Origin of the sequence: Paenibacillus sp. FSL R5-0912 (genome assembly GCF_000758605.1) — a bacterium.
Classification (GTDB): Bacteria; Bacillota; Bacilli; order Paenibacillales; family Paenibacillaceae; genus Paenibacillus_AQ.
Window position 1 is genome coordinate 7,573,808 of record NZ_CP009282.1, and the last position, 24,518, is coordinate 7,598,325.

The 24,518-nt window shown below is 51.9% G+C and carries 21 protein-coding genes and 1 pseudogene; 12 read left to right on the plus strand and 10 right to left on the minus strand.

From position 1 onward, the window contains the following. Positions 1-18 precede the first annotated feature (18 nt). The 3 genes from R50912_RS32230 (at position 19) to R50912_RS35460 (ending at position 4,317) form a co-directional block, all read left to right on the plus strand. Positions 19-1,755 carry a sensor histidine kinase gene (locus R50912_RS32230; protein WP_042240980.1) on the plus strand — a complete coding sequence of 579 codons (1,737 nt, stop codon included), beginning with the start codon at positions 19-21 and terminating at the stop codon, positions 1,753-1,755. 7 nt (positions 1,756-1,762) lie between these two features. Beyond that, complete coding sequence (locus R50912_RS32235) at positions 1,763-3,388, plus strand: response regulator (protein WP_042240982.1); 1,626 nt, start codon at positions 1,763-1,765, stop codon at positions 3,386-3,388. A gap of 305 nt (positions 3,389-3,693) precedes the next feature. After that, positions 3,694-4,317, plus strand: a complete 624-nt coding sequence (locus tag R50912_RS35460; protein ID WP_197073014.1) for a hypothetical protein — start codon at positions 3,694-3,696, stop codon at positions 4,315-4,317. A 113-nt stretch (positions 4,318-4,430) separates the two neighbouring features. On the opposite strand, the gene araA is transcribed toward R50912_RS35460, so the two are convergent. From araA to R50912_RS32255, 3 genes are read right to left on the minus strand one after another with little or no spacing between them, the layout of a single operon-like run. Then, a complete protein-coding gene (araA, locus tag R50912_RS32245; RefSeq protein ID WP_042240987.1) occupies positions 4,431-5,855 on the minus strand; it encodes an L-arabinose isomerase in 1,425 nt (474 codons plus the stop codon). Positions 5,856-5,894: 39 nt separating this feature from the next. Further along, positions 5,895-6,590 (minus strand): L-ribulose-5-phosphate 4-epimerase, encoded by a 696-nt coding sequence (locus tag R50912_RS32250; protein WP_042240989.1) that lies wholly within the window; start codon positions 6,588-6,590, stop codon positions 5,895-5,897. A gap of 3 nt (positions 6,591-6,593) precedes the next feature. Continuing rightward, positions 6,594-8,207, minus strand: coding sequence for a xylulokinase (locus tag R50912_RS32255; RefSeq protein WP_042240991.1), 1,614 nt, complete (start codon positions 8,205-8,207; stop codon positions 6,594-6,596). Positions 8,208-8,488: 281 nt separating this feature from the next. Between R50912_RS32255 and R50912_RS32260 the strand changes: the two genes are divergently transcribed. The 6 genes from R50912_RS32260 (at position 8,489) to R50912_RS32285 (ending at position 13,967) form a co-directional block, all read left to right on the plus strand. After that, positions 8,489-9,574 (plus strand): GntR family transcriptional regulator, encoded by a 1,086-nt coding sequence (locus R50912_RS32260; RefSeq protein ID WP_042240993.1) that lies wholly within the window; start codon positions 8,489-8,491, stop codon positions 9,572-9,574. Between the two features lie 136 nt (positions 9,575-9,710). Continuing rightward, positions 9,711-10,427 (plus strand): lantibiotic protection ABC transporter ATP-binding protein, encoded by a 717-nt coding sequence (locus R50912_RS32265; RefSeq protein WP_042240996.1) that lies wholly within the window; start codon positions 9,711-9,713, stop codon positions 10,425-10,427. Then, complete coding sequence (locus R50912_RS32270) at positions 10,420-11,148, plus strand: lantibiotic immunity ABC transporter MutE/EpiE family permease subunit (RefSeq protein WP_042240998.1); 729 nt, start codon at positions 10,420-10,422, stop codon at positions 11,146-11,148. The genes R50912_RS32265 and R50912_RS32270 overlap by 8 nt, the downstream gene beginning before the upstream one ends. A 1-nt stretch (position 11,149) precedes the next feature. After that, on the plus strand, positions 11,150-11,908 hold the full coding sequence (locus tag R50912_RS32275) for a lantibiotic immunity ABC transporter MutG family permease subunit (protein WP_042241000.1): 759 nt from the start codon (positions 11,150-11,152) through the stop codon (positions 11,906-11,908). A 29-nt stretch (positions 11,909-11,937) separates the two neighbouring features. Further along, on the plus strand, positions 11,938-12,600 hold the full coding sequence (locus R50912_RS32280) for a response regulator transcription factor (protein ID WP_042241003.1): 663 nt from the start codon (positions 11,938-11,940) through the stop codon (positions 12,598-12,600). After that, positions 12,588-13,967: a HAMP domain-containing sensor histidine kinase gene (locus R50912_RS32285; RefSeq protein WP_042241006.1), complete on the plus strand. Its 1,380-nt coding sequence runs from the start codon at positions 12,588-12,590 to the stop codon at positions 13,965-13,967. The genes R50912_RS32280 and R50912_RS32285 overlap by 13 nt, the downstream gene beginning before the upstream one ends. 23 nt (positions 13,968-13,990) lie before the next feature. Here the strand turns inward: R50912_RS32285 and R50912_RS32290 are convergent, their stop codons facing one another. Genes R50912_RS32290 through pnuC form a run of 4 tightly spaced genes read right to left on the minus strand, consistent with a single transcriptional unit; the run spans position 13,991 to position 17,021 of the window. After that, positions 13,991-14,383 (minus strand): VOC family protein, encoded by a 393-nt coding sequence (locus R50912_RS32290; RefSeq protein ID WP_042241009.1) that lies wholly within the window; start codon positions 14,381-14,383, stop codon positions 13,991-13,993. Further along, positions 14,380-15,306, minus strand: a complete 927-nt coding sequence (locus R50912_RS32295; RefSeq protein ID WP_042241012.1) for an NUDIX hydrolase — start codon at positions 15,304-15,306, stop codon at positions 14,380-14,382. Before R50912_RS32295 ends, R50912_RS32290 begins: the two co-directional genes overlap by 4 nt. Positions 15,307-15,333: 27 nt before the next feature. Next, positions 15,334-16,347 (minus strand): AAA family ATPase, encoded by a 1,014-nt coding sequence (locus tag R50912_RS32300; RefSeq protein ID WP_042241015.1) that lies wholly within the window; start codon positions 16,345-16,347, stop codon positions 15,334-15,336. After that, a complete protein-coding gene (gene pnuC / locus R50912_RS32305; protein WP_042241017.1) occupies positions 16,344-17,021 on the minus strand; it encodes a nicotinamide riboside transporter PnuC in 678 nt (225 codons plus the stop codon). Before pnuC ends, R50912_RS32300 begins: the two co-directional genes overlap by 4 nt. Positions 17,022-17,527: 506 nt before the next feature. Between pnuC and R50912_RS32310 the strand changes: the two are divergent. Next, positions 17,528-17,898 (plus strand): annotated as a pseudogene (locus R50912_RS32310) (VOC family protein). A gap of 55 nt (positions 17,899-17,953) precedes the next feature. On the opposite strand, the gene R50912_RS32315 reads toward R50912_RS32310, so the two are convergent. Further along, entirely contained in the window at positions 17,954-18,460 is a 507-nt protein-coding gene (locus R50912_RS32315; RefSeq protein WP_042241020.1) for a hypothetical protein, read from the minus strand. Between the two features lie 41 nt (positions 18,461-18,501). Further along, positions 18,502-22,050 (minus strand): DUF3289 family protein, encoded by a 3,549-nt coding sequence (locus R50912_RS33780; protein ID WP_052416805.1) that lies wholly within the window; start codon positions 22,048-22,050, stop codon positions 18,502-18,504. 226 nt (positions 22,051-22,276) lie between these two features. Here R50912_RS33780 and R50912_RS32325 point away from each other — a divergent pair, with 226 nt between their 5' ends. Together R50912_RS32325 and R50912_RS32330 are read left to right on the plus strand one after the other, a co-directional pair. Then, entirely contained in the window at positions 22,277-22,924 is a 648-nt protein-coding gene (locus R50912_RS32325) for a glycosyltransferase (protein ID WP_197073015.1), read from the plus strand. Positions 22,925-23,238: 314 nt separating this feature from the next. Next, the gene (locus R50912_RS32330; RefSeq protein WP_042241025.1) at positions 23,239-23,478 is read left to right on the plus strand and encodes a hypothetical protein; all 240 of its coding nucleotides are present in this window, start codon (positions 23,239-23,241) and stop codon (positions 23,476-23,478) included. A 25-nt stretch (positions 23,479-23,503) separates the two neighbouring features. On the opposite strand, the gene R50912_RS32335 is transcribed toward R50912_RS32330, so the two are convergent. Continuing rightward, positions 23,504-24,511 (minus strand): phosphotransferase, encoded by a 1,008-nt coding sequence (locus tag R50912_RS32335; RefSeq protein ID WP_042241028.1) that lies wholly within the window; start codon positions 24,509-24,511, stop codon positions 23,504-23,506. Positions 24,512-24,518 lie beyond the last annotated feature (7 nt).

Sequence of the window (24,518 nt, forward strand, 5' to 3'; positions counted from 1 at the left end):
TACCTGAGGGGTGAGACTGTGAAATTATCATTGCGATTCAAAGTGAGTGCACTTGTCTTACTGCTGGTCACGCCGCTGTTCCTCTTCCTCTCTTATACCAATATCTATTCCACCAACATTGTCCGGGAGAAGGTTGCGAAGTCCGCTTCGGATACACTGACCCTTCACTTAGGTACACTCGATGAGCTGCTGGAGCAGACCAGCCATTATCTGCTGCGTACGGCCAATGAGAACATGCTGCTGGAGCTGTATTCCGACAGCGGCCCCGACAGTGTCAATTATTATCTGTCCATCCGCAAGCTTATGGACCAGTGGTATAGCGATGTCAGCTACTACACCATCATCCGCAGTGTGTTCGTCTACCATCAGGACCGGGAGGAGTTATTCCTCAGCAGCCAGAGAGAGTATTATCAGGAGAAAGAGATGATTACTTCCGGACTGTCCTCGCGCCTTAAGACTCCTAATCTTCAGGCTTCCCTGAAGTGGGAGACCGTGACCATTGGCGGAGAGCCCGTGTTATTCAAGGTACTGCCGGACAAGAGCGGACGGCTCCTGATGGGGGTTCTGGTCAGCATTGACTCCCTGGCACAGCCTTTGACCCAGCTAGAGTCTACAGGAGGCAGCGAACAGATCGGCATGGTCAGCAATGACGGCAAATTGTTATGGGGCCAATTCGGTGATGAGGATCTCGCACTCATCCGCAGACATCTCGATAATCCTGCCCATCCCGTGGATGCATCAATTCGTCTCAGCAACGGCAATCATTATCTGCTGATTGACAAGCCTTCACAATATTCCAATCTGAATGTCTTCATTCTGCTGGATGAGAAGTCCATTCTGGACGAGCTGCCGATCTTCCAGCGGATCATCAAAGTCATTCCTATCGCTATTATTATCATCATGGCCATCCTTCTGGCTCTACTCAGCCGGCTTGTGTTCAAGCCCATCCAGCAATTGACCAGCGGAATGCGCATCCTGGGGAAGGGACAACTGGAATACCGGCTCAAGGAAGGCAATAGCAGGGAGTTTCAGATTATTACCCAGCAATTCAACCAGATGGCCGAGCAGATCGGCAATCTCAAGATTGATGTGTATGAGGAGCAGATGAAGGTGCAGCAGGCGGAACTCAAGCACCTTCAGGCACAGATCAACCCCCATTTTTTCATGAACTCCTTGAATATCGTCTTTCATCTGGTAGAGCTTAAGCAATATTCGCTGATCAAAAAAATGATTGGACATCTGGTCTCCCATTTCAGATTCATTATGAATACCAATGACACCTGGATTCCACTCCTGAGCGAGTTAAATCACATTCAAAACTATATTGAGATTCAAATGGTCATGTATCCGAACAAGCTGTCCTATCAGGTTCAGCTCCCCAAGGAGCTTGAGTACACACTCATTCCCCCACTGCTGATTCAGCCCTTTGTAGAGAATGCCATCAAGCATGGTTTCATCAACAATACCAAGCCCTTTAAGGTTGGGATCACGGTTTGTGAAGAAGCCCGGGAGAACAGCGATTCCTGCATTGCCATTCAGATCAGGGATTCCGGGCCGGGCTTCTCCGCACACCAGCTTGACATGCTCAATCTTGGCTTGTATGAGAAAAAACCTACAGACCGCCATCTGGGCATATGGAATGTGTACAGACGCATGCTGATGTTCTATAACAACCGGGCAAGACTCACCTTCCACAATGCTCCTGACGGAGGGGCGGTTGTGGAGATAAGACTACCTGTTCAAAGGGGGCTGTGATATTCGTATGTACAGAGTTCTAATCGTCGATGATCAATATTTCGCCTTGCTTGGACTGCAGCAGGGTGTGAACTGGAGCGCTTTGCAAGTAGAGGATGTCTGTCTTGCGGAGAATGTGGATCAGGCGATTGCCTGCCTGGAGCAGCAAACCGTAGATTTGTTGATCTGCGATATCGAAATGCCCGGGAGAAGCGGCTTGGAATTGCTGGCCTGGGTCAAACAGTACTCTCCCGGTACGCTGACGATTATGCTTACTTGTCATGCCGATTTCGAATATGCGCAGCGGGCCATCCACCATGGGGCATTTCATTATTTGCTGAAGCCCGTAGATTACGGGGAATTAATGAAGGTGGCAAGCACAGCCCTGGCTGAAATCAATAAACAGAAGGAACAGCAGCAGTTCGAAGCGCTTATCGGGGATTACCGGAGGAAATGGGAGCATCAGCTGCCGTTGCTGGTGGAGCGGTTCTGGCAGGATATTCTTAGACAGCGGGCAGCCCCCGCCCTGGAATCGTTGCAGATCTCCGCAAACACCTACGATTTAGATCTGCAGCCGGACGACCGTTACTTCATCGCGTTGTTAGGTCTGGAGCAATGGAAGGAGAACCTCAGTGCACGGGATGAGACCATCATGGAGTATGCGCTGCGCAATTTGGCAGAAGAGCTGCTGCTAAGCGGGCTGGAAGGCACTGTGCTGCAGGATCAGATAGGCCACAACCTGGCGGTTATCTACGTGAGAGGCGACTTGAATGCTGTCCGGCACACGCTTAAACAGAACTGCCAGACCTTCCTGGATACCTGCGAGCGGCTGCTGCATTGCTCCTTGTCGGTCTACATCAGTCCAGGCGTATTACTGCCTGAGATCTTGAGTGCTTACACTTACGTCACCGAACGGGAGCAGGGCAATCTAAACCGTTCGCGTCAAGTGTTCGGGCCTGATGATTCCGCGTATGCTAAGGATAAACCGCTGGATGCCTTGCCGCTGGCAGCTCCCATACATTTATTCGGGGAGTGGGCGACCATCCTGGAGCTTGGCGAGCTGGAGGAGCTGGAGCGCCGCGTCACGCTATGGTTCGTAAATATCGGGCCTGACCGCTGGACAAGCGAGCTGCACCGTCAGCTCATCCACGGCATTCTCTTCATTCTCCATACTGTTCTGGCCAAAAAAGGCTTATCTGCACACGCCTCTGCGGAGCTGAAGACGCTGATGGATAAGGAGAACTATCCGAAGCACTCCGCCTCTTTGCAGAACTGGGCGATGGATTGTCTGGGCGCCGCTTTACGATTATTGCAGACAAGCCATAATGTCTCCTCGGCCACGGTCACCAAGATCAGACAATATATCCGCTCCCGTCTAAGTGAAGAGATTACCCGGGATGAACTCGCGGCACATGTGTATCTGAACCCGGCCTATTTATCCCGGCTGTTCAAGAAAGAGACCGGCCTGTCCATGTCAGATGTGATTATTCAGGAACGCCTGCAGAAGGCCAAGCAATTGCTTGAGGAGACCGAACTCAAGATTACAGACATTGCAGAGCAGGTAGGATACACCAGCCTGGGCAGCTTCTCCAACCTGTTTAAGCGGATGGTCGGCGTAACGCCGCAGCACTACCGCGCACGGAATAAGAAGTGAGCGGCGCGAGCGGCGCGATAGGGCATACGAACCGCCGGGCGGGGACATCGTGTTCGGTTTTTCGCTTACATTGGCTCACACTCCGCCGCGCTGGCGCATTGTGTTCGGTTTTTCGCGTACATTGGCTCACACACCGCCGCGCTGGTGCATTGTGTTCGGTTTTTCGCGTACATTGGCTCACACCCCGCCGCGCTGGTGCATTGTGTTCGGTTTTTCGCGTACATTAGCCCACACACCGCCACGCTGGCGCATTGTGTTCGGTTTTTCGCGTACATTGGGCTCACACCCCGCCACGCTGGCGCATTGTGTTCGGATTTTCGCATACATTGGCTCACACATCGCCGCGCCGGCGCATTGTGTTCGGTTTTTCGCGTACACTGGCTCACACCCCGCCGCGCTGGCGCATTGTGTTCGGTTTTTCGCGTACATTGGCCCACACCCCGCCGCGCTGGCGCATTGTGTTCGGTTTTTCGCGTACATTGGCTCACACCCCGGCACGCTGGCGCATTGTGTTCGGTTTTTCGCGTACATTGGCTCACACTCCGCCGCGCTGGCGCATTGTGTTCGGTTTTTCGCGTACATTGGCCCATACACCGCCGCGCTGGCGCATTGTGTTCGGTTTTTCGCGTACATTGGCCCACACACCGCCGCGCTGGCGCATTGTGTTCGGTTTTTCGCGTACATTGGCCCACACCCCGCCGCGCTGGCGCATCGTGTTCGGTTTTTCGCGTACATTAGCCCACACACCGCCGCGCTGGCGCATTGTGTTCGGTTTTTCGCGTACATTGGCCCACACACCGCCGCGCTGGTGCATTGTGTTCGGTTTTTCGCGTACATTGGCTCACACCCCGCCGCGCTGGCGCATTGTGTTCGGATTTTCGCATACATTCGGCACACGCTTCCCGGCGGAGCAAGCAGATTTCCTTTAACTTACCTCCGTATTCACCATATCTGCACCTGCCAAACAAAAAGAGCGAGAGGGCTATATGCCCCTTCGCTCTTTTTAACATCTACTCGCTGTTTACTTTAACAAGTAACTCAATTACTTAATAATCACGTATTCCAGGCCCACCAGCTTGGCATAGGTAACGATCTGATCTGTCGTCAGGTTCAGCGATACCACGGTATGGTGACCACCGCCATTCTCGATCCAAGCCTTAACCCCATCCTGGAAGTTAGGCTTTACCTGCCAGAGCACGCGGGCCACTGGAAGATTCGGGGCCGGAACCGTCGGTTCGAAGGCAGTAACTTCATTGATCAGCAGCTTGTAATGCGTGCCGAAGTCAGCCATCGATACCACAACGCCTTCGCCGGCCTTGCCGTCGAATACGAGACGGGCCGGATCTTCGCGGTCGCCGATACCCAGCGGAGACACAAGCACCTTCGGCTTGTTGCTGGCCAGGCTTGGGTCAACCTCAAGCATGTGGGACTGCAGAATCGCTTCCTGGCCGGCAGCCATTTCGTAGGTGTAATCTTCCATGAATCCGGTGTTCAGGTTGTGGCTCATCACCTTCATCAGGCGGTCCAGAGCTGCTGTCTTCCAGTCCCCTTCGCCGGCGAAGCCGTAGCCTTGTGCCATCAGACGCTGAACGGCAAGACCCGGAAGCTGCTTCATGCCGTGCAGGTCTTCGAAGTTCGAAGTGAACGCATTGTAGTTGCCGGCATCCAGGAAGCGTTTGAGGGCAATTTCATAGCTGGCCTGTACCTTCACGCTGGCTTCCCATGCTTCTTTGCTGTACGAACCGTAATCAAATTCATACTGCTCTGCATATTCAGCGAACAGCGCATCAATTTCTTCTTCCTTCACTTCGTTTACATAAGCAACCAGGTCGCCGATCCCGAAGTAATCCACGGTCCAGCCGAACTGAATCTGGGCTTCTACCTTGTCGCCTTCGGTAACGCCCACGTTACGCATGTTGTCGCCGAAGCGGGCCACTTTGATATTGAAGCTTTCGTTATACGCAACGGCAACGTCCATCCATTCCGCAATTTGCTTCTGGACTTCGGCGCGTTCCCAGTACCCTACTACCACTTTGTTCTGTTTCTTCAGGCGGGCATTAATGAACCCGTATTCACGGTCGCCATGGGCAGCCTGGTTCAGGTTCATGAAGTCCATATCAAGTGTTGCCCAAGGAATGCTCTCATTGTACTGCGTAGCCAGGTGCAGAAGCGGCTTCTGCAGCAGCTTCGTGCCGCGGATCCACATTTTGGCCGGGGAGAAGGTATGCATCCAGGTGATCACACCGGCAACCTCGTCACGGTAGTTGACTTCTTTCATGATCGAAGTGATTTTGTCTGCGGTGACCGCCAGATCCTGCAGTACCAACGGATAAGGAAGCACACCGCTGTTATTGAGGGCATCCGTCATTTCCTGTGCATGAGCTTTAACTTCACCGAGGGCTTCTTCTCCGTACAGATGCTGTGATCCTACAACAAACCAGAATTGCTTAGCACTTACTGTTGACATATGATTCATCCTCTTCTCTTAGATAATATATAAATCAGATTATTTCTGACCGTAATAAGCGCCTTTGCCATGCTTGCGCAGATAGTGTTTATCCAGAATCCGCTGCGGCAGTTCTTCAGCGAAATGGTTCAGCTCGCGGGCAAAATGGTTCATCTTGGACACTTCCTCCAGCACCACGCTGTTCATCACTGCATCATGGGCATTCTTCCCCCAGGTGAACGGGCCATGGCCTTTCAGCAAGACGCCGGGAACTGCCATAATATCAAGGCCCCGCTGTTCAAAAGTCTCAATGATCACGCGTCCGGTCTCCGCTTCATAGCCGCGGTCAACCTCCTCCTGCGTCAGGAAGCGGGCGCAGGGTACCGCGCCATAGAAGGTGTCGGCATGTGTCGTTCCCATTACAGCAACATCCAGCCCGGCCTGCGCCCAGATGGTCGCCCAGGTCGAATGCGTGTGCACGATGCCGCCGATTTCTGCATAATGCTTGTAGAGTACGGCATGTGTCGGTGTATCCGAGGAAGGTCTCATCTCCCCTTCAACCACGTTACCGTCGAAATCCACTACGACCATATCGCTAGGCTTCATTTTGTCATAGCTGACTCCGCTTGGTTTGATGACGAATACGCCTTTCTCACGGTCAACTGCGCTCACATTGCCCCAGGTGTATTTGACGAGTCCATGCTTAGGCAGGTCCAGATTGGCCTCGAATACCTCTTCTTTCAGTTGCTCTAACATGTATTAACCCCTCCCGTTCTCTACCAGATGATCTACAGCAGCCTGCTCTATCGCCAGACCTTCGGTGTAACGTTCCATGAACAATTCGAAGCCAGCAACATCAGCTGCATCCGGATGGATGACTTGTCCTTCCACATCCTTAAATACCTTGTGGTCAAGGAAGTCATCAAGACGCTCCTGCTGCTCTTTGTTCTGCATGTAGGAGGCCAGAATCGCCATCCCCCATGCGCCGCCTTCTCCGGCTGTTGCCATGACAGAGACAGGGACGTTCATTGCAGCGGCTACGATTTTCTGGCCGACAACAGGGGTTTTGAATAACCCGCCGTGGGCCAGAATGCTGTCGATCGACACTTGCTCCTGCTTGGTCAGAATATCCATTCCGATCTTCAGCGCACCAAAAGCGGAGAATAAATGCGTCCGCATGAAGTTGGCCAGATTGAACCGGCTCTCAGGTGAGCGTACAAACAACGGCCGGCCTTTCTCAATCCCGGTAATATTCTCCCCGGAGAAATACCCGTAGCTCAGCAGACCACCGCCATCGGCATCCGCCTCCAGTGCTTTATTGAACAGGACACTGAACAGCTGGCCGGGGTCAGACTTAAAGCCCATCGCTTCCGAGAATTCACGGAACAAGCCGATCCAGGCGTTGAGATCACTGGAACAGTTGTTGGCATGAACCATGCCGACCGGACTGCCGTCTGGTGTCGTTACCATATCAATCTCCGGATATACGGCTGTAAGATCCTTCTCCAGCACGATCATTGCAAACACGGAAGTGCCTACGGAGATGTTGCCGGTCCGTTTGCGGACACTGTTCGTAGCGACCATTCCTGTTCCGGCGTCACCTTCCGGAGGACACAGCGGAATACCCGGCTGCAGATCCCCGGACGCATCCAGAATTAACGCACCCGCTTCAGTTAATAGCCCTGCCTGCTCACCCGCAGTATACACTTTAGGGAGAATATCTTTCAGCTTCCAAGGATAGCCCTTGTCTGCAATGAGTTCATCGAACTGTGCAACCATCGCTGCATTGTAATCCTGCATGGCCTCATCTATCGGGAACACCCCCGAAGCATCGCCGATCCCGATCGCCTTGCTGCCGGTCAGCAGCCAGTGAATATACCCGCCCAGCGTTGTTACGAACTCCGCCTGAGGCACATGCTCTTCCCCGTTCAGTATCGCCTGATACAGGTGCGCTATGGTCCAGCGTTCAGGGATGTTGAACTGGAAGACATCCGTTAATTCTTTGGCCGCAGCACCGGTTGTTGCATTACGCCAGGTCCGGAACGGAACCAGCAGCCCGCCTTCGCTGTCAAAAGCCATATATCCGTGCATCATTGCCGAGAACCCGATAGAACCGACGGTCGTAAGCGTAACACCGTATTTCTGCTGGACCTCCTGCTTCAGTTCATGGTAAGCCTCCTGCAGGCCCTTAATAATGTCTGTCAAATGATACGTCCAGTACCCGCCCTCAAGCAGATTCTCCCACTCAAAGCTTCCGGATGCGATGGTCTCAAAACGCTGATCAATCAGTACTGCCTTGATACGTGTGGATCCAAATTCGATACCCAGTGAAGTTTCTCCCTTAAGTACCGCTTGCCCGATGTTCTGATCCATGCCCACGTTACTCCTCTCTGAACCAAACTGTTATAATAGAAATGGAAAGAAGGCGCTTCCTTTATTAACAGACTTAGTATATTTTTTGTTCGTACATTTGTCAACATTACATACAAGATATACATACAAATTTTACAGTGAGAGATCCTTATTTCCCTTGAAACGCTTATACATAGTAGACATCGGATTATAATAACGATATATTCATACTATAATGTGTACGTACAACTATTGCGAATATACCGATTCGTATATGAACAACCATGAAAGAAGTGAGCCGGGTGAGAACCAAATACCAGATTATTTTTGATGATATAAAAAGCAATATACTGTCAGGAACCTATAGTGTGGGCGAGCAGATTCCAACAGAATTAGCCTTTCAGGACACCTATGGTGTGAGCCGGCAAACCGTCCGGAAGGCAATCCTGGAGCTATCCAACGAGGGCTTTCTAAGAAGCGAGAAGGGATCAGGCACCTATGTAAGCAACCAGTTCCGGTCCAAATCAGGGGGCAACCCCAATAATAAAACCATCGGTGTCATCACGACCTACCTCTCAGATTACATCTTCCCTTCCATCATCCGCGGGATTGAGAGCAGACTGAATGAGGATAATTATTCGCTGCTGCTCGCCAGTACCAATAATGATGTCGCCCAGGAGAAGAAGGCGCTGGAGATGATGCTGTCCTTCGGCGTTGAAGGTCTGATTATTGAGCCTACCAAAAGCAATCTGTACAACCCCAATATTGCCTACTATCTGTCGTTCAAAGAACAGGATGTCCCGTTTATCATGATTAATGCTTATTATGAAGAACTGGAGGTGCCTTTCTTCTGCCTTGATGATGTGCAGTCCAGTTACCTGGCGACCAAAGAGCTGATCTCCAAGGGTCATACCCAGATCGGTATTATTGCCAAAATGGATGACCTGCAAGGCAAATACCGCATGAAGGGTTATATCAAAGCGCTAGGAGAAGCCAAATTACGCTTTCACCCCGAGCAGGTGCTGTCCTTCGATACCGAGTCCAAGCAAGCCCTGTCAGAGAACCTGAAGCAGTTCCTGACCGATAACAGAGAGGTATTAACAGCTATTGTCTGCTATAACGATGAGGTTGGCCTGGAAGTCGTAAATGTGTGCAGACAGCTGGAGATTTCGATTCCGGAGGATCTATCAATTATTGGCCAGGATAATTCTTATATCGCCAAAAATGCGGGCATCAAGCTCACGACCTTAACCCATCCGCAGGAGCAGATGGGCCGTGATGCCGCTGAGTGGGTTATTAAAAAGCTGCAGGGGAAGAAGGATTTGCGGAACAGCACCTATTATCAGCCTGTGCTGATTGAGGGGGAGACGGTAAGGGCGCTGGATTAGACGGCTTTGTCGGCTCCTGGCTGGGTACCAAGCTACTGGGGCCGAGGGTCCCGTTGGTGCCGGGGAATCCTCCCTTATCCTTATAGAATCCTTAGAATCTCCTCTTAGACTGTGGAGATAGAAAGGATGATATACTATGCGGGACATGATTCTGGAAACCGAGAATCTATGCAAAAGCTTCAAGCACCAAACCGTTGTGAGCAATGTATCACTTGCTGTACCGCGCAACTCGATCTATGGACTGCTTGGTCCGAATGGCGCCGGCAAATCCACAACACTCAAAATGTTCGCAGGCATGCTGCGCCCCGATTCCGGCAGTATCCGCATTCAAGGGCATGATTGGACCCGCAAGGACTTACGCAGAATTGGCGTACTGATTGAGGCGCCGCCGCTATATGAGAACCTGACCGCCCGGGAGAATCTCAAGGTGCGCACACTCGCCCTAGGATTACCGCAGTCCCGGATCGAAGAGGTGCTCACCACCGTGGATTTGGCCCGGACGGGGAAGAAACGTGCCGGACAATTCTCCATGGGGATGAAGCAGCGGCTCGGCATCGCGATTGCACTTCTGAATCAGCCGGAGCTGCTCATTCTGGACGAACCGACCAACGGGCTAGACCCTATCGGGATTCAGGAGCTGCGGGAGCTGATCCGTTCCTTCCCCGGGCAGGGAATCACTGTCATCCTCTCAAGTCATATGCTCTCCGAGGTCGAACAGGTAGCCGATCAGATCGGGATTATCGCCGGCGGAGTGCTGGGATATCAGGGTGCCATTCCCCACGGCCAAGAGCTGGAAGCCTTGTTCATGCAGGTGGCAGCAGCAGGCCGGAGGGAGGTTGCGCCGCATGCTTAGTCATATTAGGGCTGAACGTTTAAAATGGCGGCGCACCTTCATCCCCAGTCTGGTCTGGATCGCCCCTGTATTCACGATGCTGCTGTGTGCCATTCTAATGGGCGGACGCTATTTTCAGACCGGGGCTTATAACTGGTGGTACACCATGCTCTTGCCGGGGGCGTTGACACTCACTTGTTCACTGGCTCTGCATAAGGATGCCAAGATGAAATACCGCGGACTGCTGGCACTTCCCGTGGATCCGAAGATCCTCTGGGCCGGGAAAATCATCGCCTGTGCGCAGTGGCTGTCCGCGGCTGTCCTCCTGTTCCTGATTGGCATTACAGCAGGGGGAATGCTGTTTGGCCAGACCCTTCCATTGCTAAGCAGCCTGGCCGGCAGCGCGCTGATCTTCATTACGTTTCTGTGGCAGATTCCACTGTGTCTGTTCCTGGCCGCACGGCTTGGATTATTCGCCGCTGTTCTGCTTAATATGTTCGGCACTGTCGTGGGTGTGGTTACCTTCGATGCCGGAGGACTGTGGGATTACATCCCGTATACGATTACTTTCAGACTCATGTGCCCGGTGCTGTCCATCCTGCCGAACGGCCTCCCGGTACCGGCGGACAGTCCGCTGAGAAGCACAGACATGATTCTGGCGGATGTACTGGTCTCCCTGGTCTGGTTCGGATTACTGTTCCTGCTTACTGCACTATGGTTCCATAAGCAGGAGGCGAAGTAACATGGCCACACTACTGGGATTGCTGCGGGCGGATCTGCTCAAAACCCGGCACACACCGTTTCTGCTGATTCATCTGCTGGCCCCCTTAACCGGAGCTGCCGTGTTCCTGGCCTACTATTCTTACTCCCCATGGAGCGCCTCAGATAAGGCATTGGCGTTCATGCAGTCTCTGGGCTGTGCCCTTCCTGCCTTGATCGGGCTCGTCTGCTCCATGGCGGCGGAACAGGAAGCGAATGCAGGACAGTATCAAGCAATGCTTGCTGTACCTGCAGCCAGAATCACAACCTATATAAGTAAGCTGCTGCTCCTGTTGTGTTTTGGCCTCGGAGCCGTCCTGTTCGCTTACAGCCTTTTTGGCCTGGGCTTTAGCAGAATTCTGCAGCAGGACAGACTGGGATTACCCTTTTACCTCACCGGGGCGGTTATTCTGTTCGGGAGCAATATATTTCTATACCTGCTTCACCTGACAGCCAGCCTGCAATTTGGCCGGGGGGCTTCTATTGGAACAGGGCTTGCGGGAAGTCTGGTGTCCGCCTTAATGCTCACCGGACTGGGCGATTCGATCTGGCCCTATATCCCCTTCGCCTGGGGTGTCCGCTTCATCTCTTTATGGACAATCCACGCTTCCGGTATTTCGTTATCCCCTGCCGTATCCGGCCTGAATACCGGAATTGCCGTCTGCATATCAGGAACAATCACCGCTTCCCTGGTATGCCTCTTATGGTTCAGGCGCTGGGAAGGACGATCAACGGAGAATTAGACCTACAACTTATAATTGAGGGAATGAATATGGCCAAAATACTCGTAGTAGACGATGAGCCCGCTATCCTGTCGCTGATTCGCAATGCACTCCGTACGGATCAGCACCTGGTGACGGTGATCTCTGATTCCACCCAGGTGCGCCAGTCCGACCTTGGCGCATACGATCTTATTTTGCTGGATGTCATGATGCCGGGGGTGGACGGCTTTTCCCTTTGCCGGGAGATCCGCGGGGCAGTGGATTGCCCCATTCTTTTTGTAACGGCCAAAACACAGGAAAGCGATCTGATGTACGGCCTGGGCCTGGGAGCAGATGATTATATTGTGAAGCCCTTTGGTATAGGGGCGCTGCGTGCACGGATTGATGCCCACCTCAGGCGGGAGGGCAGGGAGAAGCGGAAGGTGCTGTATATGGAGAACGTACATTTCAATCTCTCCGGCAAAGAGCTGTTTGTCCAGGCGGACAAGGTGTCTCTGACCAAAAGCGAATATGAAATCTGCGAATTCCTGGCCCGCAGCCGCGGACAGGTCTTCTCCAAGGAACATATCTATGAAGCGGTCTTCGGGTATGACGGGGAAAGCGACAGCAGCGCTATTACGGAGCATATTAAGAATATCCGGGCCAAGCTGAGCAAATATGGAATGGATGTCATTGAGACCATCTGGGGGATCGGATATAAGTGGAAGCTGTAAAATTAACCAAAACCGTACGCCTTCGCACCTTTTTCCTGCAGTACCTTCTGTTCTTAAGCCTGGGAACGATCCTGCTGCTGGGCGTGCTACTCGGCCTGTTCGCGCTGGCTTTTGCCTGGGATGCCGTGCTGCCGGCAAACTATGCCGAGAAGGAGATTGCAGCGTTCAAGGAACGGCTTACCTCAAGCGAAGCAGTAACGCCGCAGATGGTTCCGGACAGGGTCGATTATACCGTGTTCACCGGGGATGGGGAACTGCTGGCCGGTAATCTGAAACGCCAGGAAGCAGTACATGCCTGGGAAATCGTGCAGCATGGGGATAGTCAGGGCTCTCATTTCTATACAACCGCCCGGCACGGGCAGGAAATCTGGATATTCCGTTATAGCTTAACGCCGCAGTACGCCTCTTCCCTGATGCGCAGCTATCTGCCGAATCCTCAGCTGCTGGCCATCCTGCTCTTCATCTTCGGTATTTTGCTCCAGGCCGCCCTGCTCGCCGCTCTGTTCGGCAGCAGACTGTCGAAGAAAATGGCCGGGCTGCAGGAAGCGACCGGGCACATCCAGCGTGAGAATCTGGAGTTCACCATTAAGCCCTCCGGAATCCGCGAGATCGATGAGGTACTGGCCTCCCTGGACCGGATGAAGGAAGCCCTGAATACCTCGCTTAAGCGGCAGTGGGAGCTGGAACGTTCCCGCAGAGAACAGATTTCCGCGCTGGCCCACGACATTAAGACACCGCTCACCATCATCCGGGGAAACGCAGAGCTGCTGCAGGAGACCTCACAGGATGATGCCCAGCGGGAGTATAACAGTTATATTCTCCGCAGCGCCGGGGACATCGAAGCCTTCGTTCAGGAGGTTATTGATCTGTCCAGCCTGCAGGCTGGAGCGGAGCGCCGGGAATCCCTTGTGCCAACAGGGGGAATTATTGAAGAGTTGGAGCTGCAGCTGAAGGCCCTCTCCTCCGGGAAGAACCTGCATACCTCTGTCCAGAAGAAAAACCTGCCCGAGTTCCTCTTCATTAATAAAGAGCTGCTGCTGCGGGGGATTGTTAACGTGCTCGCGAATGCGGCAGAGCATACACCTCCGCAGGGAAGCATCGGTCTGCTCGTGCAGGGCGGTGCTGATACTGTTCATTTCATGATTACTGATACCGGCCGCGGCTTCTCGCAGGCTGATCTGAAAGAAGCAACCCATCAGTTCTACAGGGGCGACCGGAGCCGAAGCTCCGGCAACCATCACGGGATGGGGCTCTACATTGCCCGGTCTGTGGCCGAGCAGCACGGGGGCAGCCTTAGTCTGGATAATGTATCCCCCTCCGGCGGAGGGAAGGTGACCCTGAGCATTTCACAAATCAAGCAACCCTGATTCTCCTTGAGAATTGGGGTTACTTAATTTACCGCAAAGAGGGAATGTATATTGCCTTCCGGATCTGCAAAAAAACCCGTGGTGTGTCCCCAGGGCACCACCTTCGGCGCTGTGATTCCTGTAGCCCCTTTTGCAACAAATTCATCGTATCTAGTGTAGACATCCTCAGGAGAGTCACATTCGAAGTTAAGCTCAAAGGCCTGTCCTTTACGCTCCTCTGCGTAGGAGTGATGACCGTTCGTGTTATCCGCCATTAAGGGTGCTGAGAATATCGCTAGACGAACACCGTCATTCTCAAATTCAGCATAGTGATCCTCTTCAACAATAGCCTTAAATCCCAGAACATCACGATAGAAGCCAGTCATTCCAGCAACATCCAGGGCCAAAACCGTAATTCCTTCTAATTTCACTCTCACCCCTGTAACTCCACCCTTCTATCTTCATTGTCCTGTATCTTGATCCAGTCTCTCTGATACAACCGGGAAGGCGATTGTCCGGCAATATCCGTGGAGTGGCCAGTCTCAGCCACGAGACCCGCCACCTTGTCCCGGAAGCCAGCCTCCGGCAGTTCTCTGTCCAGAATCGCCTCGTACACTTTCTGTAGTTCCTGTAAGGTAAACAGCTTAGGCATTAAGTGCAGCGCGATGCCGGTCTGCTCCGTTTCTTGGCGCAGCCGTTCGATGGCGCGGGCAATGATTTTCCCGTGATCAAAAGCAAGCCCGTCATTGGACTGGATCGAGTAAGTGACTGACCTGGAGGCCGGCTTGGCTGTCACCGTACGGTCTATAACCACCGTCAGTTCTCCCTCTCCGGCACCCAGCTTAAGCTCGTAAGTAAAGGTTCCGATGTATCCTTCTTCCAGCAGCTCTTTGTGCTCCCTTACAAGCCGGTAGCTTACCGTGAACCAGGCCGCGTCTTCGGCATCATCCCCCGCCTGCAGCTGGATCCGGCTGCTGTCAATCAGGGCCATATAGCTGCTGCTCATCACCCAGGTACGGGGGTCGCGCCCGGGATCGGTAACGGTATAGAGCTGCTCCAGATATACATCAGCAACGCCGGTCTCCTCATACAGTTCACGCGCAGCCGCCTGCTCCCCGGTCTCATCCGGCTGGATGAAGCCGCCCGGCAGCGCCCAACATCCCAGGCAGGGATGCCCTCCCCGGCGGATCAGCAGAATTCGCAGCTCTTTGTCCTGGAGCTTGAGAGAGTCGTCTGCCTCCTTGTCCGTGACCGTAAAAACCACCATATCCGCCGCCACCGAAGGCCGCTCATAATCTCCTGCCCGGTATCGCTCCAGAAATTCACGTTCTGTAAGTCCATTATGATCTAACAATTCCAAGCGTCTTCGCCTCCCGGATTCATTGTTCTAGTTCTGCAGCTCTCCGAAGTAGTTCCCATAAGGCTTGAACCTGGCAAGCACCCCGTCCACCTTACGCATGCGTTCCTCCAGGGTTCCCCTCAGGGTGATGTAAGGAATCCGCCGCTCCTTCAAATCCGCTATGATCTGCTTGTGGAAAATATGCCGTTTCTGGTCCCCGCTGCGGTCCCAAGTATCGTCATAAGGAATATCGTCACCGCACAGGAAAAACAGATCGTACCGCTGCGCATTCTCCAGCGCCAGCCGGGTGAGAAGCCCGGGGGCCCGTCCGTGGTAATCCAGGGCGTACATATAGGTGGTAATCGCATTCGTATCGACAAACAGATACCGGTCTGCGTCCAGTAGCGCCCGTTCCTCCCGCTTAAGATGGCCCACGGCAATTTCGTCAAAAGCCTCTATGCCGATCCGGCGGTCCACCTGATGCTCCGTCCAATACTCCCGCCCGTACTCACTGGCAAAAGCCGTCCTATACTGTTTCGCCAGCGCCTCAGTAATCGTCGATTTGCCGGTAGACATCGCTCCTACAAACACAATTTTCGTAATTAAGTCCCGGTATACGATGTCGCCTACATATTGCCGGTATCTATAAGGATCAGAGCGGACCATGGTGGCCGATACCGGTACCCGCTGACGCGCTTCATCCACCCTCCGGTCTATGGCGCCCAGGGCGATGCTCATATGCTTGCCATAGAACTCGCTGGAGTAAAAGTGGGTCACCTGCTCGCCCTTCAGCAGCCCGAGAATATACTGTTCTTCCCGGATCTCATGCTCCCGGTCATCGGAGTACCCGTCCGGACCATCCCACGCTTCAATTACCCGCACCGATGACGGATACAGCCTGCGTATCCAGTTCGCGCGGATATGCAGCGGAACCGGAGAGACGGACGTTTCATAGATCACCACGATCAATTCATCGACCTCCTGCAGCGCCGTTTCGATCATGAGCTGGTGCCCTTTATGCAGCGGAGCGAACTTTCCGAGTGTTAATCCGAGCGTCTTCATGCCAGCGCCTCCTTAGCCCCTTTGTTCCAGTTATAGTAGCCATATAGCGCGTTAATCAGATAGGCACTCCACATGACGATCATCAGCAGACCTTCACCACTGCCCTCCACCGTCCGGATTACCCAGAGCAGCACCGTGAACAGATTCAGCACAATATAGACCAGCCACTGCTCCTTGAATCTCCGCACCATCAGAATCGTAGCCACTACAGATAACACAGTCGTGATAGCATCAATATAAGGCGAGTTCTGCGCCGGGAGGAACGACAGGCTATACCCCAGCAGCAGCGCCCCGGAAATACAGACCGCCATCGTGAGGAGCCTGCCTTTGACCTCCATCTGGCGCATGGACAGCTTGCCGCTCTGCATATTCTTCTTCCACATATAGAAGCCTACAACATTCATCGGCACGAAGAAAAGCAGATTCAGCATAACCTCTCCGAATAATCCGTTAATATAAGCCAGATAGGCGTAGCCGAAGGTGTTATACATCCCAAAAGCATAACTCATCAGCTTCCCCTTCGCCGTAAGCACCACGCACAGCACCCCGGTAATGAAGACCGTGAACCCCAGAAACGAATCCTTGGAAACAATTGTAAAACCAATTGCAATCAAAGTAAATATAACCAGCCAGACGATTTCGAACCCATTCCAGTTCCCCGCAATCTTCTTCACGCTGCATCCCTCCGCTTTCTGCATCTATTCTTGATGGGAATAACTTATTAACATTATGATAATTACATTTTGTTAATATCAAGATAACAGAAGCTGCAGCAGGATGCAAGCCCAATTCTCCTCTCGTCAGAAAAAAGAAATAGACCGCCCTCCTGTTTGGATAGCGGTCTGCTTTGCTATGGTTCTCCAAGCCGGGTCTCTCAGGTATTCTCTGCAGTAACGGGGTTAACCGCAAAGAGGGAATGAATATTGCCTTCCGGAATCTGCAAAGAATCCCGTAGTGTGCCCCAGGACATCACCTTCGGTGCAGTTATCCCTGTAGCCCCTTTTGCAACAAATTCGTTATACTTTACGCGGACCGTCTCAGGAGAAATCCCTTGTTATTCACATGTATTTCAAGCTTTGTTATACCTATAATAAACCTATATCAGATAAGGGGCGGTAATTAGATGGGCGTAAAAGGTCTGGCACATGTAGCGATTTAAGCTAGAGATTATACAGCGACTATTGCATTTTATACCGAAGTTCTGGGGTTTAAGCGGGGCCATCACTGGAGTCTGCCCTCATTTCACATCCAGGAAGCTTCGATGCTGATAACGATGCCGTGATTCCTGCTCAGGGAAAGAAAGCTTCATCTGAAGAAGAAATAGCCCACGGTGCATTATTGCATTTTGCCTTTTATGGAGATAATGTGGAGGAAACATATCAAAAATCCCTTGCTCACGGAGCAAGGACTTTCGTAGAACCGGATACCCTGTCACTTGGCGAACCGCCGCTGCTGGTGAAGAACGCACTCATTCACAGCCCTAACGGGGAAATTATCGAATTTATTGAAGAGGTTGATTTTGACAGGTCCGGATTTAACCCTACCCCATAAAAAGCCCCGTCCCTGAAGGGACGGGGCTTGCTCCGTTATGCAGCCATCGCTCAGATCACTCGATCTCTATCCCGTACCAGCCGTCCGCCAGTGTATCCAGCTTGTAGTTAGCAGGCTCCTCACTATAAGCCTTCTCGACCAGATCCTGACTGTCACAATACACAATATGATAGGTGTTGCCTTTCTCGCCTTCCCAGTCAAATACGAACCTTAGGAGGCTCTTCCCGTCCTGTCTGCTGTATCTGACAAAGTTCAGCTTGTCTTCTGATACCTCTATAATCTGCTGTACATTGCCCTGCAGGCCCGCATTCGCACCATCCAGGAACTGATGGCCCACAGCATTGCCGTTATTCGAGTAGATAAAGGTATTTCCTATATCACTCCGGTTATCCAGGCTGGTCATAAGAAGCTCGGTCTCCTCTTTTACAGCCTCAAACAGCTCGCGATGATCCCTGTAAATATCATATTTCGCGCTGGAATGGTTATAGTTAATAATCACCCCTAACGCCACAATTATCACTGCGGCTGCAATGCCTATAAAGACGATTCTAGTGCGGCCCATAACTCCACCTGCCTGACCCTTTCAGAATGAGACGCTTTGAATTAGTTAACAGAACCGCTGAAATACAGCTCGTAATCAATCGTTGTAATAAACGGCACATATTTTCCGTTGAAACGGTCGTAGTGCTGCAGCGTGAACCAATCGACAAAGCCCGGCCAATTAATCTCATCATCTGCGTCCAGGCCGAAATGATCATAGAAATGGAACACCAGCTTCCCGCTGAACTGGTCTCCGGCAATCTTGAAGTCCTTAATGGTAATATTATTGCCATGGAAGGCATGAATCGCCAGGGATAACGCCAGATTGGTCTTCTCCGTAAACACCGGATACGGGCTGTGTGAGAATCCGCCCACGTAATCATAAACAACTTTCTTGTTCGCACTTGGGTCATACTCCAGCTTAGACAGGTCGCCATTACTATTGTGCAGCTCCTGGACAACGAAATCACGGATTAATTGCACATAATTCTCGGTGCTGGAGTCACTTATGACTGCATTGTCCAGCTTGCTGTTATGATACTTGATATATTGGTCCGTATTGAAGGTGTCACCGTCGGAAACCGATGTGCCTTCATTACTGCGGTTATCGTATCTGAACGTCGAGATCAAATCGCTCAGAACGGAGCTCATATCGTCACTCGCACCGGTTTGGCCGACGGAGAACAGGAATGCCATTTCGCCCCAGATCATGGCTTCCGGCGTAATCTTGGCCACAGAGAACACCGGGCCCAGCTTGAATAATTCACTATAGGTGTAGTCATTGAACGTCAGGTCATCCGATACGGTATAATCTCCTCGCGGAGCATCCTTGAGTACTCCCTCTCTGTGATCTGACTGAAGGATCAATGCCTCATTAACATCTGGAGTCAGCCTTCTGGGATCCACCGCATCGTTCAGACCATCGCCGTCTGTGTCTGTCAGATTAGGATTAGAATACATATAGGCATAGACCTTATCGCCGACTTTCAGAATGCGGACCTCTTCACCATCCTTGAGCCCGTCGTCATCGCTGTCCGCATCCAGGTAGTTCACTCTGACCACCGCACCACCTGTACCTAGACGCAATCGGCCTGCCTGCATTTCTTTCTCGTGATAGTCACTAATGCCGTCCATGTCTGTATCTTTGTATAAGTCCGAGGTCTCGGCGATCGTATCGAAGATCCCGTATAAATGGTCGGCGTTGCTCGCATGATAGTAGCTGCCGCCGGTGCCCTGCGCCATATTTGTCAATATACTCGTCGATACACTGCTGCCGAGCCCTACCGTATAAATAACGATTTGATTATCAGCGGCCTGCTTGGTCAGCGATGTATTGTAAGTGCCGTCTCCATCTGTAAGCATAATAATATACTTCAGGACATCTGTTCTGCCGCTGGCGGTGAACAAATTAAGCGCACTTGCAATTCCGCTAGTCAAGCTCGTTCCGCCGTTACTGTCAATCTTCCCTGCGGCTGTATTCAAAGCTGTCTTATCAGAGGTGAACGCGGATAATACCTTGGCGGTGTCGTCAAAATCAACAATAGCGCCCCGGTCACTTCCTGTCAGCAGGTTGATGAACTGTCTGGTTACGCTGGTTCTCACATTGCTTCCATCATTGCCCGACATGCTGCCCGAGGAGTCGATGACGAAGACAATGTCCATCCCCGAATATTGCTCTTCTCCCTCATCATACAGGAACTTATACTGCCATACAGTATCGTATACGGTTTTGTTTAATAAAATATATTTTGAGAAGTGTGCAGTCTCAACCGAAACCACATTACCCGTAACCTTCTGATTAGGTAGCTCTTCAAATAACTGAGCGGCTTCATTGAAATAGTAGATCCGCGGGACGAAGTTCGCTGTATTCAACAAGCTATCATCCAGTTCGAAGGAAATCGTCGCCTTCTCAAAGGCTCCGTTTATTGAGAAATTGTAGCCTTGATCGATATAGCCGGGGATCGTTGCATCATTAAGAATGCCGTCCTGAACAGGATCTACAGATAAACTGCCCACCTGTTCCGCGCTGACCCCTTCAACGGTAACGCAGGGAACTACCTTGGCATCCGCAGCTTCAACCACAACCGTCCTTGAGAACTTCGCCTCCATTACGAGCGGATTGCTTCCGATCTTCACCTCCCAGGCATCCGACAGCCCGTCGCCATCGGTGTCCGTCTTCAGGGGGTCCGTCTGGTACTTCTGTACCTCTTCGCCATCCGAAAGACCATCGCCGTCCGTATCCGCGCTGATCAGGCTCGTCTGATAGGACAACTCTTCCAGGTTGGTTAATCCGTCGTTATCGCTGTCTTCGTCACCATCCAGAATCCCGTCCTGATCACTATCCTGTTCCAGCGGATTCAGCTTCAATACGATAATCTCATCCCGGTCGCTTAATCCGTCTCCATCAGTATCTTTACTGGTAACGGAAAGGCCATAATGTTCTTCGTAATAATCGCTAATTCCGTCGCTGTCGCTGTCCTGCTCCCGGTCAATCCCTAAGTTATCCAGATTATTCTCGTCGAAATTCACAATGATATACTCTTTGGCAACCTCAGAACCATCGCTTAATTGCGCACTTAGCTTCAGCAGATTATAGCCAACACCCAGCCCTATGCCTTCCACGGACCAGACCTCATTTACAGGAATAGCTCCTTGCTGCAGGACCGTTTTATTTTTATCAGAAGTCTGATAGGTAAAGGTCTTGATGCGCGATGTCCCTCCCAGTGTTCCCGACAGCTTGTCCAGCTTCGTTCTCAGGAAGTAATAGTCACCGTCTGCGCTATTCTGAAGTTCTAAACCGTACGTATCCAGCTGCACGGAGACTTCCTCCGGTTCAGGTACTTCTTGCCGGGCCGCAATCTGCGTCAGCTCATAGCCCGCAGGTTCATTGACTACATTTCCCGGATTCCCGGAGAACCCGAGTGTCAGCGTCTCCCCCGGCTGAATATTGGCGTTGTAGCCTGCATTATGTATGACGTAATGATTACCGGTATGCCCGGTGATTTCGGCCGTCCAGAACCGTTCCAGATTCCCCTCATAATCAAAACTCAGCTTCCAGTCCTCAATGGTGGTCTGCGATAGATTCTTAATGGCAATTTCACCGTTAAAAGCGCTTGCCCAGTCACTTGTCACCTTGAAGCTTGTTTCATAGTCTCCTGCCGGCACGATCTGTTCGCTGCCTTGTATATCAAATGCTGCCGGTAGGACCAGTTCCCCGTCACACTTCGCTGTAAAGCCAAAATTCACACTGCTGCCCGCAGGAATGTCCTGGTTGCTCCCTGCATTCTGAATTGCATAAGCACCATTCTCATAGGCCTGCACAATCCCGTTCCAGATATTAGTGATCTCATAGGGCTGGCTGAAGCCCAGTGTCCAATTCTCAATCGTCCGGTCGCCCGTATTCCTGATGGTGACATCCGCGTTGAAGGCCCCCTCCCACTTGGAAGAAATAGTGTAGATTACCTCGTAACCCTCTCCCGTGAAGACCGTTTCCTGCAGGCCGCCCGTTGAGTCCTCTTGAGCCAGAGCAGGCTTGAGCGGAATAGAAGATAATACCAATACTAGAATTACTAATAGAGCAAAGCTTCGTTTCATAATCCTTTTCCTGAACATCGCTACCGTTCCTCCTCGTATTATTACAAATAATAGTTCGAAAAATGATGTAATGTCATGGAGTATTATGAATCTATAATATTTGCAAATAGAGGATTAGGCAACAACAATTGGAAGAAAAGTAGAAGAACAACAAAACCATAATAGCCTATTCTGAATATAACCTCCCGCTTCAGCCATAATAATACAAGCCATTTCATTCACACACCTAAAGGAGCAGATGAATTTGAAAAACAAATGGCTGTTGGCGTTAACATTGGTGCTCATACTCACCTTGACGCAAGCAGCAGGCCCCGTACAGGCACAGGCTGGCGACAAGAAAGAAGCGGCTTGCTTCAGCCCCAGGATGGTTCAGCTGAAAAGCGATATGCAGAAGGTATGGATTGACCATACCATATGGACGCGAAGCTATATTGTCAGCGCCATCTCGAATAACCCGGACCAGAAGGACGTACTGAACCGGCTGCTGAGAAACCAGCAGGACATAGGTGATGTATTCAAACCGTATTACGGGGAGGCTGCCGGCAATAAGCTTGCGGAGCTGTTGAAAGAGCATATTGGGATTGCAGTGAAGATTGTAGCAGCCGCCAAAGCAGGCAATCCCGCCGATGTGAAGAAGCTGCAGGCCGATTGGCATAAGAATGCCGATGATATTGCAACTTTTTTAAGCGCATTGAATCCAAACTGGCCGTTTAAAGCGGTGCAAGAGATGCTGTATACACACCTTCAGTTAATTACAGACATTGTGCTGAGCTGCCTCCAGGGAGAATGGCAAGCAGATATTGCCGCAACCGACAAGAATGAGGTCCATATGATTCATTTAGCGGATGTTCTGTCATCAGGCATTATCAAGCAGTTCCCGGAGAAATTCTAGGGAGCGTAATAAACAATGTTTGCACAATGGCTTTTCATAATCGCCCGGAAGGGGATTGTGGAAAGCTTTTTTATGTGTTTAGCCATAGCAGAGTAACAGAGTGAACTGGCACGATATATTAATCCCCTAATCCCATCCTGTCAAGAAATAATTTCTGTGGGAGCGGCATTGAGGGTATGCCCCCCTAAACTTACCAAGTATGAATGAATTTGCGGGTATGAGGACCATGACTGCTTTTTCCTATTCGTCCGGCTTCACGTAAAATTTGCTACAAGCCTAGCCTAATGATATGCCATAGAAGGGAAGTGCTGTGCATGAACAGCGTGGATATAATCAAATTTGTGGTCCTTTACGGTCAAAAGCCCGAGCATGAAAGTTACGGATACATGGAGCTGAATCAGGAGGGCCATATGATTGCACTCTACAATAATTTTGGTGAGGAATTAGATTTGTATGGGGGTCACGAGCTTGTCCGGGTACGAACGCTTGGCCAATTTGATGACGAGGACCGCGATAATTTCTATTCCTTGTTGGAAAGTGACGGTGTAGGTTAATCCTACCGGATTAACCTGCATCCAGCTAAATATCCCCAAGAAGTGCATCAAGCTGATCCCAATGCTCCGCAGTATGAATCATTTCTTCGGCAAAGCGGGCAGGGACCCTGCTCGACGAATCGAGCGGCGGCTTGATCCACCAAAGCGACTCGATGCACCAGACATACTTGACTGCCCGCAAAAGAGTGCCCGGCGGCAGCGGGTGTACACTACGGTAGCCTTCAGCGAAAGCAGCAACCGCATCCCCGCGGAATCCGCTCCCGCCGAGTGTGCCGGAGAGGACCGCCCGTCCGAGGTCCAGCGCCGGAAACGAGTAGCGTGCCCGGTCGAAGTCAACGATGGCTGTCAGCGCATCCCCTTCGAACAGCAGGTTGTCCGCCCACAGATCAAGGTGGGCCCAGCCCGCTGTCAGAGGCGTAAAGTCCTTATCTCCAAGTGAATCAGCAACCGCCTTCTGTAATAGCAGCGCGTCCCGGACACGCCCAGACGAGCTGCGGGCTGCCTCCCAGCTTACCTCCCAGGCGAGCTCCATCTCCTCGCGCGACAACTGCCAGGCCGGTTCACCCGCCTGCACTGCTGCTCCGACCCCTGATGCCGCCGCGGCACCCCAGACGGTATGCATATCCGCAGCAGCCCGTCCGAGTGCATGCATTCCCTGCTCACCGATCCTGCCGGCTGGCACCATAGCACCCGGACAGCATGTCATGACGGTCATGTATCTTCCGCAGGGCAGGATGTGCATGCAGCGCCCTTCCAGCGTTAAAGGCTCAGGACACGGTCCTCCCGACTGGTACCACAGGAGCTGCAGCTGCAGCGCATTCTCAATCTTGCCGCGAAACTCCGGATCCTCCATCTTGAACCGCCCGGGGTGATAGCTTTTGGCGAATAGCCGCCCCTTATTCGTCCCGATAATCCACTTCTCGTTCAATAGTCCGCGATTCACACGCCCGGCAGACAGCAGCTCAGCCTCAAAATGCTTCTTCAGCCAGCCTGCGATCTCGTCAATTAATTGGTCCTCAGTCGTCAGCAGCATTATAAGC